We start from the raw sequence: 12,380 nt of genomic DNA on the forward strand, positions 1-12,380 counted from the left end.
TTACAGGTCCAGTTGCCGCGCCATATCGTCAATCGACTGGCGCAGGAAGGCGTCAAAGGAAGGCGAGGGTTGGCGGGCGTGCAAGGCACGGGCCATTGGGTCGGGGGCATCGATCTTGCTGCCCGCCAAAGTGGCGATCGTGGCATGGCCGCAGAAGGGGACATAGGCTTCGGAATAGCCGCCTTCGTGCACGAGGACCAGTTTGCCATCGCAGACCTTATCAGCGGTATCACGGATGCGCTTGGTCATCTCGGCAAAGGTGGCGGCGGTGGCCTGCATTCGGGCCAGTGGATCGACGATTGCCGCGTCATAGCCGCAGGCGACGATAATCATGTCGGGGGCGAATGCCTTGATCGCCGGGATCACCACGCGGTCCATCGCGTGTAGGTAGGCGGTGTGGCCCGAGCCCGCGTGCATCGGCAGGTTGATGTTATAGCCTTCGCCAGCACCCCGCCCGCGATCTGCCAGCGCGCCCGTGTCGATGGGGTAATTCCCTTCTTGGTGCAGAGAGATCGTCAGCACGTCATCGCGGTCATAATAGATCGCCTCGGTGCCATTGCCGTGGTGCACGTCCCAGTCCAGCACGACCACGCGCTTGGCCAGCCCCTTGGCCTGTGCGGCCTCGATGGCGATGGCGATATTGGCCAGCAGGCAGAACCCATTGGGGAGATCGGGCAGGCAGTGATGCCCCGGTGGGCGGCTGAGGGCATAGGCATTGTCGAGATCGCCGCGTGCCACGGCGTCGACCGCGGCGATGGCCAGCCCGGCAGACAGCGCGGCCAATTCATAGCCGCCGCGGGCGAAGGGGACCGCATGGCCCAAGTCTCCGCCGCCTGCATCAGAGAGTCGCTTGAATTCATCAAGGTAGCTTTCGGGATGCACCCGTGCCAGCGCTTCGCGGCTGGCCGGGGCGGCGCTGCGGGTGTCGAGTTCGGCGAACAGGCCCGTCACTTCCATGAGGTTCTTCATGCGGCGCTTGGTTTCGGGGTTTTCCGGCAGGCCGCCTGCCGCGAGGGGCTGCACCAGCCCGCCGACCGGCATGGTAAAGGCGTAGTTCCCGCCTGCGTGCCAGAAGCAGCGTTCGTCCCAGAAAAAACCTGTGGTCATCGTGTGATCCCCTTCATCCTTGCGGGGAACGTGGCGCAGGGCTGCGGGTTTGTCCATGGCAGGCAGGGCCCAGGCGGGCGGTGGTGTGTGGGGTGGGTGCGGGATTCGGTATTTGGAAAAGGATGAAGGGGGAAGGGAGGGGGCTCTGACAGCGGCGTTGCGGTCAGTTTGCCTCGGCCAGTAGGGCGGCGACATCGAGTGGGGAGTTGACCATTTTGAGGTCGCCTTGCGCATCGCGCGGCCAGTCGGCTTGGGGAAGGTCCCGGTACAATTCAACACCGTTGTTGTCGGGATCGCGCAGGTAGACCGCTTCGCTGACGCCGTGATCGGCGGCGCCGTCCAATGTGATGCCAGCCTCAAGAACCCGGCGCAGGGCGCGCGCGAGCTGCTGTCGGTCGGGGTAGAGAAAGGCGCTGTGGTAAAGGCCGGTATGGCCCGGCGGCGGCGGGGTGGCGCCCGCGCTTTCCCATGTGTTCAGCCCGATGTGGTGATGATAGCCGCCCGCGCCTAGAAAAGCCGCCTGATCGCCGTAGCGTTGGGTCACGGCAAAGCCCAGCAAGTCGCCGTAAAAATGAATGGCGCGGTCAAGGTCGGCGACCTTGAGGTGCACATGGCCGATGGTGGGGTGGGTCATCACTTGTCCTTTCGCTCTCCATTTAAGATGGCAGCGAGAGGGGGCAGGCGCAATTGCGTAGGAGAGCAGGGGGACTGTGCGGCATTTCGCGCAGCCCCGGCCTGTCAGCCGACCATGCCGACGATCTCATAGGTGCGTTTGAGGATCGGGGCGGTGATTTCGCGGGCCTGTTCCGCGCCCCGGGCGAGGATGCGGTCGATCTCGGCCGGGTCGGCCATCAGCCGCTGCATTTCGGCGGTGATCGGGCCCATTTTGGAGACAGCCAGTTCTGCCAGCGCGGGTTTGAAGGTGCCAAACTGCTGGCCGCCGACTTCGGCCAAGACTTGATCGATGGTCTGGTCGCTGAGGGCGGCGTAGATGTTCACGAGGTTGCGCGCTTCGGGGCGGTCCTTCAGGCCCTCGGCCTCGGACGGCAGAGCGTCGGGGTCGGTTTTCGCTTTGCGGAACTTCTTGGCGATCGTGTCGGCATCGTCGGTGAGGTTGATGCGGCTGGCGGGCGAAGGATCGGACTTCGACATTTTCTTGGACCCGTCGCGCAGGGACATGACGCGGGTGGCCGCGCCTTCGATCACCGGTTCGGTGAGGGGGAAGAAATCGACGCCGTAGTCGTGGTTGAACTTGGCCGCGATGTCGCGGGTCAATTCAAGGTGCTGTTTCTGGTCCTCGCCCACCGGCACATGGGTGGCGTGGTAGATCAGGATGTCGGCGGCCATCAGTGCGGGGTAGGCGAAAAGGCCGAGGGAGGCGGCCTCGGCATTTTTGCCGGCCTTGTCTTTCCACTGGGTCATGCGGCCCATCCAGCCCATGCGGGCGACGCAGTTGAAAATCCAAGCCAGTTGCGCGTGTTCGGGCACTTGGCTTTGGTTGATCAGGATGGACTTTTCCGGGTCGATGCCCGAAGCGATGAAACCGGCGCAGAGTTCGCGGGTGCTGCGTTTGAGGTCTTCGGGCTTTTGCGGGACCGTGATCGCGTGCAGGTCGACCATGCAATAGATCGACTGAACGCCCTGTTCCTGAGCATCTGCAAAGCGTTTGAGCGCGCCCAGGTAGTTGCCCAGATGCAGGTCGCCCGAGGGCTGAATGCCGGAAAACACGCGCGGGGTGAATTGGGTTTCGGACATCGGGCGGCACCTCTGGGCTGGAAAGTCTTGCGCGGCAGGCTTACTTCTGGCCGCGAACCCCGTCAAGGAGCGCCCATGCAAGACCCTGATATCCAGCCCCCCGTGAACCCGCTGCCGCCTGCGGTTGTCGTGTTGTTTTTGGCCATTACTGGCGTTGAGGTGGTGTTGTCCTTGGCCGAGGCTGGGCTGGTCGGTGGCCCCGCTGCCGTAGGCTGGCGGCTGGCGCTGGTGCGCGATTTTGGCTTTTCGGGGCTGATTTTTGACGCGATGATCGGGGCGGGCCAGTACCCGATTGAGCATATCTGGCGGGTGGTGACCTATCCGTTCATCCATCTCGGCTTTACCCATGCGATCTTTGCCGTCGTGCTGCTGTTGGCGCTGGGCAAGTTGGTGGCCGAGGCAATGGGGCAGATGGCCTTTCTGGTGATCTTTGTGCTGTCGGGGATCGGCGGGGCGTTGGTTTATGGCGTGCTGTTGAACGATCCGGTTTGGTTGGCGGGCGCCTATCCAAATGTCTATGGGCTGATTGGCGGCTATAGTTTCGTGATGTGGCGGCGGTTGCTTGGCTCGGGCGGGCCGCAGTATCAGGCGTTCACGCTGATCGCTCTGCTGATGGGGCTACAGCTTTTCTGGGGCATCTTTTTTGAGACCGGCTTTTTGTGGGTCGCCGAGTTGGCCGGGTTCTTTTGTGGTTTTGGCCTGAGCTTTTTGGTCGCGCCCGGTGAATGGGCGCGACTGAGGGCGCGGTTGCAGCAGCGTTAACCGCGCCGCATTGCGGATTTGAACTCGGACAGGCGGAAGGCGCCGATCAATTGGCCGATGCCGAAGTAGCTGATCGCGGCAATTGCAAGAAGCATCACCAGCGCCAGCCCACGCCACCATGGCAGGCCCAGCATCGGTTGCAGTGCCGCGTTGCCCAGCCAGAGGGCCACGCCCATCGCCGCAGAGGCGATAAGGATGCGCCAGATGCGCTTGTGGAACCGTGCGTCGAACTTGGCCGCAGCGCCGAAACGCCGCGCGCCGATGGCCAGACAAGCAAACATCGTCCAGCCCGCCAGTGTGGTCGCAACCGCCGGGGCGATCCATCCGATGAAGGGCGCAAGACCGACCGCGAGCACCGCGTTCACGACCATAGCGACCACGGCGAAGTAGAAGGGGCGGCGGGTGTCTTCGCGCGCGAAATAGACCGGCTGCAGAATCTTTTGTAACACGAATGATGGCAGGCCAAGGCCGTAAATCATCACCGCCGTTGCAATCGCAGCGGTGTCGTCGACGCCCGAGGCACCGCGTTCGAACAGCACCGTGACCAGTGCGAAGGGCACCACCATCAGCGCCACTGCCGAGGGGATCGTCAGGGCGAGTGAGATTTCGGCGGCGCGGCTTAGCGCGGTTTGCGCGCCGTCGTTGTCCCCGGCGCGCAGGCGGCGCGAGAGGTCGGGCAGTAGCACGATGCCCACAGCGATACCCACCACGCCCAGAGGCAGTTGATAGAGGCGGTCGGCGGCGAAAAGCCATGAGACGGCCTTGTCATATTGGCTGGCGACCAATTGTCCGACGACGAGGTTGATCTGCATCACGCCCGAGGCCAGTGCGGCGGGCAGGGCGATGACGATCATCGCGCGCATGTCGGGGGTCCAGCGGGGCCGTGAGGGGCGCAGGGGGAAGCCCGCTTGGGCCGCGGCGCGCCATGTCAGGGCAAGCTGCGCCACGCCAGCCACCGGGATTGACCAGATTAGCCAGAGCGCCACCTCGCCCCCGGTGAGCGCGGCGAAGGTCATGGCGGCGATGACGAAGATGTTCAGCAGCACCGGCGCGGCGGCGGCCACGGCAAAGCGTCCGGTGGCGTTCAGGATACCGGAAAACAGCGCCGAGAGTGACATGCACAGGATATAGGGAAAGGCGATACGGCCAAAGGCGACGGTCATATCGAACCGAGGGTCGCCGACAAAGCCTTCGGCGGTCAGCCAGACCAACCCGGGCATAAAGATCATGCCCAAGGCGGTCAGCGCGAGCACCACCAGCGCCAATCCGTTGAAGGCATCGCGGGCGAATTTGCCAGCGCCTTCCTCGCCCTCCAGCTTTTTGGCGAACATCGGCACGAAGGCGGCGTTGAACGCGCCCTCGGCAAAGAAACGGCGGAACATATTGGGCAGGCGGAAGGCGGCGACGAAGGCGTCCATCACCGGACCGGGGCCGATGAGCGACAGCAACAGCACCTCCCGCAGGAAGCCGAGCACACGGCTGAGCAAGGTCCAGACACCGACAGTGAAAAAGCCGGACATAAGACGGATAGGTTTCATCAAAAGGTGCCTTAAATTGCGCTGAGGTGATCCCTAGCGCGGGCGCTTACCCGGTGCAATCGCGGTGAGCGGTGCCGAAAGGCTGGCCCCTCAGCTTTGGCAAGGTGGCGCTTATCCCCCGGTGGGGTAGATGAACCCATTGATCGGATAGGTGCTGCCAAAGGCGCCGGGCTGGCTTTCGACCTGCACGGCAGACCAGTCGTTGGCCTTGGACACATCGATCACCGCCATCTTGAGCGAGACCTGATTGCGTTTCCAATTGGCGTGATCCACCCGGATTTCGCGCGGCGAGACGACATCGGAAACCACAGCGATATGCCCCATCGGCAACGAGCTGGTCCCGCTAAACGCCATAACGGCACCGACCACCGGCTCATCACCGCGCGGATAAAGCCCCTTGGCCTTGTCCCACCACGTTTCCGCATTGCCGCGAATCTGGATGCCGCTGACATTGCGGGCAAAGGGCACGCACCAAACACGTTGGCCCTTGGCGCGCATGTCTTGGGCTGTCTGCACGGCCATGAAATGGCGCTGCGGATCTATTCCTGAGAAATCATAGGGCTGCGGGATGTCAGGCGCTTTGGCGCAGGCTGCCGTCAAAAGAAGTGTGGCGCAAAGGGCCATCAGGCCCCGGTTCGGCAGTGCTGCGCGTTTGACGCTCATATGTCCCTCATTCATGGAATCCCGCGCTTCTGCCGGGTTGAAAGGGATTTTGAGGATCCCATGTCAAAAGCAAAGCGCGGAAATAGAGGGTGGCGGGATTTTGCCAGTCAAAGCGTGCCGAAGGAACCCTAGCCCTCGGCCCGCTCAACCCCTGCGGCAATCGCTTCGCGCAGGCGCTTTTCCAAGGTCCGCTGCTTGGCCTCGGTGTAGTATTTCAGGCCGAACATGTCTTTGACGTAGAAGGTATCGACCACCTGCTCGCCAAAGGTCGCGATCACGGCGTTGGCAATATAGACGTTCGAGCCAGCCAAGGTGCGGGTCAGATCATAAAGAAGGCCGGGCCGGTCGCGGGTGTCGACCTCGATGATCGTATAGATTTCAGACCCTTCGTTGTCGAAAGTAATATGGGTCGGCACCTTAAAAGCGCGTTCGCGTTTCTTGACCTTATCGCGCGATTTCAGCGCATCGCGGGCGACGATTTCACCGCGGAGGGTCTTTTCGATCGTGTCGCGCAGGCGCGGCAGACGCGAAGCTTCATAGGCGTTGCCTTCGCTGTCCTGAATCCAGAAGGCATCGGTCACGAAACCGTCTTTGGTGGTATAGCTGCGCGCGTCGACGACATTGGCCCCGACCAGTGCAAGCGCCCCCGCAAGCCGAGCAAAGATGCCCGGATGATCGGCCATGACAAAGCTGGCGCGGGTGGCACCGCGATCCTCATCCGGGTGCAGGTCGATGCGGATATCATCGTTGCCGATGTCGCGCAGCAGTTCCGCAAAGGCGACATGGGCGGTGACATGCAGACCCTGCCAATAGGGCGGGTAGTGGCGGGCGGTCTCTTGCTGCAAAAGCTTGCGCGGCCAGTCGGAAAGCGCGGCGCGCAGGGCTTTCTTGGCCTCCGCCCCCCGGTTCTCGCGGTTGAGATCTTCAAGCCCGGTTTCAAGTGCCCGCTCGGTCTGGCGATAGAGGGCCCGGATCAGCACCGCTTTCCAATTGTTCCACGTGTTCGGCCCGACGCCGCGAATGTCGCAGACCGTCAGCACACAGAGCAGGTCGAGCCGTTTGACCGTCTGTACCGCCTTGGCAAAATCGCGCACCGTGCGCGGATCGGCGATGTCACGTTTCTGGGCCATGTCAGACATCAGAAGGTGATAGCGCACCAGCCATTCCACGGTGTCGACCTCATCGCGTTTCAGCCCCAGCCGCGGGCCGATGCGCCGCGCGAGTTTCGCGCCGATGATCGAATGATCCTCGGGCCGCCCTTTGCCGATGTCATGCAGCAGCAGTGCCACATAAAGCACCTTGCGATTGACCCCGCGCTTCAGGATCGAAGAGGCAACGGGCAGTTCTTCTTCCAGCTCGCCTTTTTCGATCCGGGCGAGGTTGGCAATGCACTGGATGGTATGTTCGTCCACGGTGTAGGAGTGGTACATATTGAACTGCATCATCGCCACGATGGGCTCAAACTCAGGGATGAAGGCGCCCAAGACGCCCAATTCGTTCATCCGCCGCAGGGAGCGTTCAGGATTGCCGTGTTTCAACAGCAGATCAAGGAAGATGCGCCGCGCCTCGGGTGTGCGGCGCATGTCATCGTCGATCAGCGCGAGGTTGGCTTTAATCAGCCGCATTGCGTCCGGGTGGATCAGCATCCCCGTGCGCAGCGCTTCTTCAAAGATCCGCAGCAGGTTCAACTTGTCTTGCAGAAACTCTTGGTCGTCCTTTAGCGCGATGCGGTTGTGGACCACCTGAAACCCCTCGCGCATTTTCGGGCGGCGGCGAAAGATGCGCTCCAGCAGCGGCTCGGCCTTCATATGCGACGCTTCAAGCCCGCTGACAAAGATACGGGTCAGATCCCCCACCGCCGTTGCGTGGCGGAAATAGGCCTGCATGAAGATCTCGACGCCCCGCCGGCCCCCGATATCCTGATAGCCCATCGCTTGGGCAACCTGCACCTGCATGTCAAAGGTCAACTGTTCCGTCGCGCGACCTGCAATCAGGTGAAGATGCCCGCGCACGGCCCAGAGAAAGGCCTCGGCCTCGCGGAAGGTGTCGTATTCATCGGCGCGAAAGACACCGAGATCGACCAGATCGGCGACCCGGTCCACGTCATGGATGAACTTGGCAATCCAAAAGAGTGAATGCAGATCGCGCAGCCCGCCTTTGCCTTCCTTGACGTTGGGCTCGACCATATAGCGCTCACCCTGTTTCAGGTGGCGGTTGTCGCGCTCCTCCAGCTTGGCTTCGATGAAATCCTTCCCGGCGCCCGAAAAGAGGTCGTTCTTAAGGCGTTCGGAAAGCTCTTGGGCGAGGGTGAGATCGCCATCGATGAACCGGTTTTCCAGCAGAGCGGTCTGGATGGTGTAGTCATCGGCCCCAAGCCGCAGGCAATCTTCGATGGTGCGGGTGGCGTGACCTACCTTCAGCTTCAAATCCCACAGGATATAGAGCATCGATTCAATCACGCTCTCCGACCAAGCGGTGGCCTTGTAGGGGATGAGGAAAAGCAGATCGACATCGGAAAAGGGCGCCATCTCTCCCCGGCCATAGCCGCCCACGCCGATCATGGCGAGCCGTTCACCCTCGGTCGGGTTCGGATTGGGGTGCAGAACCTGCGTGGCAATCTGCAAGACGCAGCGCAGCAGTTGGTCGGTAAGATAGGTGTAGGAAGAGGTCATCGCCCGCGCATCAAAGGGCGATTCCGCAAAGCCCGCGGCGATTGCCTTGCGGCCTGCCTGCTGGGCTTCTTGGATGAGGGGGACGATCTCGGCCCGCAGCGCGGCACCTTCCAGCGTGCTATCGCGTTGCGAAAGGGCCTGCCAGACGGCTGTATCGTCAAAGATTTGTTCGGGCGCGCAAATCAGGCGCGGGTGTCGACGCGCGCCTGATGTTGTTGTCGGTTTCGCGAGGTCCAATTCAGAAACCAGCCCCGCCAAAGCCGCGCGGCGCTGGGTCTAGCACGACAACCCGGTTGTTGCGGATCGTGGCCACGGCCAGCGCACGTTCATTGGCGCCATCGCGGCGCAGACGGAAGATGCCGCTGGCCCCTTGGAAACCCGCCCCTTGGGTGAGGGCCGCACCGGAAAGCGCGTTGGATTTGCCGCTCTTTACCAAGGACCCGATCGCCGCGATCCCGTCAAAGGCCAGCCCGGCCAAAGGATGGGGGTCGCTGCCATAGGCCGCTTTGTAGCGGTTGGAGAAGGCACCGCTTGCCGCTGTGTCTGGCAGGGCAAACCAGCCGCCCTGCACGCCGGGTAGGGCCAGCGTTTGCTGCGGGATGTCCCAACGGGTCAGGCCGACATATTGTGTGGTCGCCGATTGGATCCCAGCTTCGGGCAGCAGCTCTGCGAAAAGTGGCAGGGCACTGGCCGAGGACGTTGTGAGGAACAGCGCATTCGCGCCACTGCCTTCGATCGTCGCCTTGACCCGCGGCACGGCAGCCACGACCGACTCTTGGCTCAACGCGTAATCCACGGTGCCCGCCAGTGTCGCGCCATTGGCGCTGATCGCCTGAACAATCGCATCACGGCCCAGTTGACCGGCAAGGTCTTGACCATGCAGCACGACCATTTTGTCTTTGCCATTGCGCTTGGCAAAGCTCACCAAACGGTTGGCGGTATTGGCAAAGGTCGGCCCAAGCACGAAGACATTGCCGCCCGCGATGGTCGGGTTGTTCGAGAAAGAGATCACATTGACCCCGGAAGAGGCCACCGCCACGCCGGCCGCATTGGCCGCCTCGCCGTAAACCGGCCCGAGGATGATCTTGGCCCCTTCATTCACCGCCTGAGAGGCAGCGGCAGCGGCTTTGCTGGCGTTGCCCGCGGTGCCATAGACGCGCAGGTCAATCTCGACGCCGCCAAGGTCGCGCATCGCAAGACGCGCAGCATTCTCAAGGTTTTTGGCCAGCAACTCATCGCTAGCAGAGCCACCGCGCGGCACCAAAAGCGCGACAGGAACGGGGGCAGAGGGGTCAATGCGCGGGCCGCCGGAATTGGCGCCGCCGATGGCGACGGGCTGACAGGCCGCCAGCAGGACCGCGAATAGAGGCAATAAGAGCAGGTGCATCTTCTTGCGGAAGGCTCGGAAACAGGCAATCATTTGTATTCACTCCCCGGTGGTGGCAAGACGACGACGGTCGCCGGAACATGGCCGCGATCATAGTCACTGCGAAAGGCGGGTCCAGCGTTGAAATTCCTCAAGACAGATCTAGCCCCAGGACTTTATTTCGTGGGCGTCCCAATCGGCACCGCACGCGATATCACGCTGCGTGCGCTGGACACGCTCGCCGCGGCGGATCTGCTTGCGGCCGAAGACACGCGCAGCCTGCGCAGGCTTATGGAAATCCACGGGGTGCCGCTTAATGGACGCAAGGTGATCGCCCTGCACGACCACAGCGGCCCATCCGTGCAAGAGCGGCTTATCGCGGCGGTCCGTGAGGGCAAATCGGTCGCCTATGCGTCAGAGGCGGGCATGCCCCTGATCGCCGATCCGGGCTTCGAGCTTAGCCGTGCCGCCGCCGAGGCGGGGGTGATGCAGACCTGCGCACCGGGGCCCTCGGCGGTGCTGACCGCGCTGGCGCTGGGCGGCCTGCCGACGGATGCGTTTTTCTTCGCAGGCTTCCTGCCCAATAGTAAATCCGCACGGATCGCGGCGCTGGAAAAGCTGCGCGACGTGCCGGGAACCTTGGTATTTTACGAATCACCCAAACGGCTTGGGGCCATGCTGCGCGATGCGGCAACCGCGCTGGGCGCGGGGCGTAAAGCAGCCATGTGCCGAGAGTTGACCAAGAAGTTCGAAGAGATTCAACGCGATACGCTTGAAAACCTTGCAGAGACCTATCAGGGCCAATCGCCAAAAGGCGAAGTGGTCGTTCTTATTGATCGAAGCCGTTCAGAGTCTGTTAATCACCTTGACCTAGAAACAGATTTGCAACGGGCGCTTAAAGAGATGTCGATGCGTGACGCTGTCGATTTGGTGGCGCAGGCCCATGGCCTGCCACGGCGGCAAGTCTATCAGGCGGCATTGGCGCTCGGCAAAGGTTAGGACAACGGTCGGAGTAACGAACATGGCGCAGGGTGACACAGGAATGATGCGAACTGCGGCCAAACGCCAACGGGGCCGCATGGCCTATCATGCCGGGATCGCAGCCGAAAATAGGATCGCGCAAGACTACGAAAGACGCGGCTTTGCCATCGCGCGCCGCCGCTGGCGTGGCCGCGCCGGAGAGATTGACCTGATCCTGCGCGATGGGGCTGCCCTGATCTTTGTCGAAGTGAAGCAAAGCCGAAGTTTCGCGCGTGCCGCTGAAAGCCTCTCCGCCCGACAGATGCAACGCATTTACCGCTCTGCCGAAGAATTCCTTGCCGGTGAACCTGCTGGCAGCCTGACCGAAGTGCGCTTTGACGTGGCGCTTGTCGATGGGCAGGGAGCCACGGAAATCATCGAAAACGCTTTTGGCCACGGCTGACCCATTGCGTATAGGCCCCTGCTGCGCCATCTAAGTAGCGATCCCAAACGCCTGCACCGTCGGTCCGGGTCGGATCACGATAAAGGTTAGCAGCGGGGAGACGCCGATGAAAATCGCCTTTCAAATGGACCCGATCGGGGACGTGAACATCAACGCCGACAGCAGCTTTCGGCTGGCCGAAGAAGCACAGGCGCGGGGGCATGAGCTGTTCTTTTACACACCCGATCATCTGGCGTACCAAGAGGGGCGGATCACCGCGCGTGGCTATGATTTTACCGTGCAGCGCGTGCAGGGCGATCATGCCCAGTTCGGAGAGGAGCGAGAGGTCGATCTGGCCGATTTCGACGTGGTTTGGCTGCGCCAAGACCCGCCTTTCGACATGCACTACATTACCTCGACCCATTTGCTGGACCGGCTGAAAGACACCACATTGGTGGTCAACGATCCCTTCTGGGTGCGCAACTATCCCGAGAAACTTTTGGTTCTCGATTTCCCCGACCTGACGCCGCCCACCACCATTGCGCGGGATCTATCGACCATCAAAGCCTTCAAGGCGAAGCACGGCGATGTGATCTTGAAGCCGCTCTATGGCAATGGCGGCGCCGGGGTGTTCCGGCTGGATGCCAATGACCGCAACCTTACCTCGTTGCATGAGCTGTTCACCGGTTTCTCTCGGGAGCCGCTGATCGTTCAGAAATTCCTGCCTGCCGTGTCGAAAGGCGACAAGCGCGTCATCCTTGTGGACGGGGAGCCAGTAGGCGCGATCAACCGCGTACCGGCGGAAGGCGAAACGCGGTCGAATATGCATGTCGGCGGGCGACCAGAGAAGGTCGGGTTGACCGAGCGCGATCTGGAGATTTGCGCCGCCATTGGCCCATTGCTGAAAGAAAAGGGTCAGGTCTTCGTCGGTATCGATGTCATCGGCGACTATTTGACCGAAATCAACGTGACTTCTCCCACCGGCATTCAGGAACTGGAACGGTTCGACGGCGAGAATATCGCCGGCAAAATCTGGGAGGCGATCGAGGCCCGCCGCGGGTGAGCCTGCGCCAGCAACTTTTGAACCGCTGCCTGCGTCTGACAGAGAAGCCTTT

The 12,380-nt window shown here is 62.0% G+C and carries 11 protein-coding genes; 4 read left to right on the forward strand and 7 right to left on the reverse strand.

Features of this window, described 5'->3' with window-relative positions:
* From B5M07_RS02800 to trpS, 3 genes are all read right to left on the reverse strand, one after another.
* On the reverse strand, nucleotides 1–1,107 hold the full coding sequence (locus B5M07_RS02800; protein WP_120350133.1) for a class II histone deacetylase: 1,107 nt from the start codon (nucleotides 1,105–1,107) through the stop codon (nucleotides 1–3).
* Between the two features lie 163 nt (nucleotides 1,108–1,270).
* Entirely contained in the window at nucleotides 1,271–1,741 is a 471-nt protein-coding gene (locus tag B5M07_RS02805) for a VOC family protein (RefSeq protein WP_120350134.1), read from the reverse strand.
* Between the two features lie 104 nt (nucleotides 1,742–1,845).
* The gene (gene trpS / locus B5M07_RS02810) at nucleotides 1,846–2,862 is read right to left on the reverse strand and encodes a tryptophan--tRNA ligase (RefSeq protein WP_120350135.1); all 1,017 of its coding nucleotides are present in this window, start codon (nucleotides 2,860–2,862) and stop codon (nucleotides 1,846–1,848) included.
* Nucleotides 2,863–2,937: 75 nt separating this feature from the next.
* Here trpS and B5M07_RS02815 point away from each other — a divergent pair, with 75 nt between their 5' ends.
* Nucleotides 2,938–3,624: a rhomboid family intramembrane serine protease gene (locus B5M07_RS02815; RefSeq protein ID WP_120350136.1), complete on the forward strand. Its 687-nt coding sequence runs from the start codon at nucleotides 2,938–2,940 to the stop codon at nucleotides 3,622–3,624.
* Here the strand turns inward: B5M07_RS02815 and murJ are convergent.
* The 4 genes from murJ to B5M07_RS02835 form a co-directional block, all read right to left on the reverse strand.
* The gene (murJ, locus tag B5M07_RS02820; RefSeq protein WP_120350137.1) at nucleotides 3,621–5,162 is read right to left on the reverse strand and encodes a murein biosynthesis integral membrane protein MurJ; all 1,542 of its coding nucleotides are present in this window, start codon (nucleotides 5,160–5,162) and stop codon (nucleotides 3,621–3,623) included. The genes B5M07_RS02815 and murJ overlap by 4 nt on opposite strands.
* A gap of 111 nt (nucleotides 5,163–5,273) precedes the next feature.
* Nucleotides 5,274–5,825: a CHAP domain-containing protein gene (locus B5M07_RS02825; RefSeq protein WP_240791594.1), complete on the reverse strand. Its 552-nt coding sequence runs from the start codon at nucleotides 5,823–5,825 to the stop codon at nucleotides 5,274–5,276.
* A 128-nt stretch (nucleotides 5,826–5,953) separates the two neighbouring features.
* Nucleotides 5,954–8,734 carry a [protein-PII] uridylyltransferase gene (locus B5M07_RS02830; protein ID WP_067623796.1) on the reverse strand — a complete coding sequence of 927 codons (2,781 nt, stop codon included), beginning with the start codon at nucleotides 8,732–8,734 and terminating at the stop codon, nucleotides 5,954–5,956.
* Between the two features lies 1 nt (nucleotide 8,735).
* On the reverse strand, nucleotides 8,736–9,917 hold the full coding sequence (locus B5M07_RS02835; protein ID WP_067623778.1) for a penicillin-binding protein activator: 1,182 nt from the start codon (nucleotides 9,915–9,917) through the stop codon (nucleotides 8,736–8,738).
* Between the two features lie 87 nt (nucleotides 9,918–10,004).
* Between B5M07_RS02835 and rsmI the strand changes: the two genes are divergently transcribed.
* From rsmI to gshB, 3 genes are all read left to right on the forward strand, one after another.
* Complete coding sequence (rsmI, locus tag B5M07_RS02840) at nucleotides 10,005–10,862, forward strand: 16S rRNA (cytidine(1402)-2'-O)-methyltransferase (protein ID WP_120350138.1); 858 nt, start codon at nucleotides 10,005–10,007, stop codon at nucleotides 10,860–10,862.
* A gap of 46 nt (nucleotides 10,863–10,908) precedes the next feature.
* Nucleotides 10,909–11,286 (forward strand): YraN family protein, encoded by a 378-nt coding sequence (locus tag B5M07_RS02845; RefSeq protein ID WP_162931891.1) that lies wholly within the window; start codon nucleotides 10,909–10,911, stop codon nucleotides 11,284–11,286.
* A gap of 106 nt (nucleotides 11,287–11,392) precedes the next feature.
* Nucleotides 11,393–12,328: a glutathione synthase gene (gshB, locus tag B5M07_RS02850; RefSeq protein ID WP_067941500.1), complete on the forward strand. Its 936-nt coding sequence runs from the start codon at nucleotides 11,393–11,395 to the stop codon at nucleotides 12,326–12,328.
* Nucleotides 12,329–12,380: the final 52 nt, after the last annotated feature.

The organism is Sulfitobacter sp. D7, from assembly GCF_003611275.1.
In the GTDB taxonomy this organism is placed as follows: domain Bacteria; phylum Pseudomonadota; class Alphaproteobacteria; order Rhodobacterales; family Rhodobacteraceae; genus Sulfitobacter; species Sulfitobacter profundi.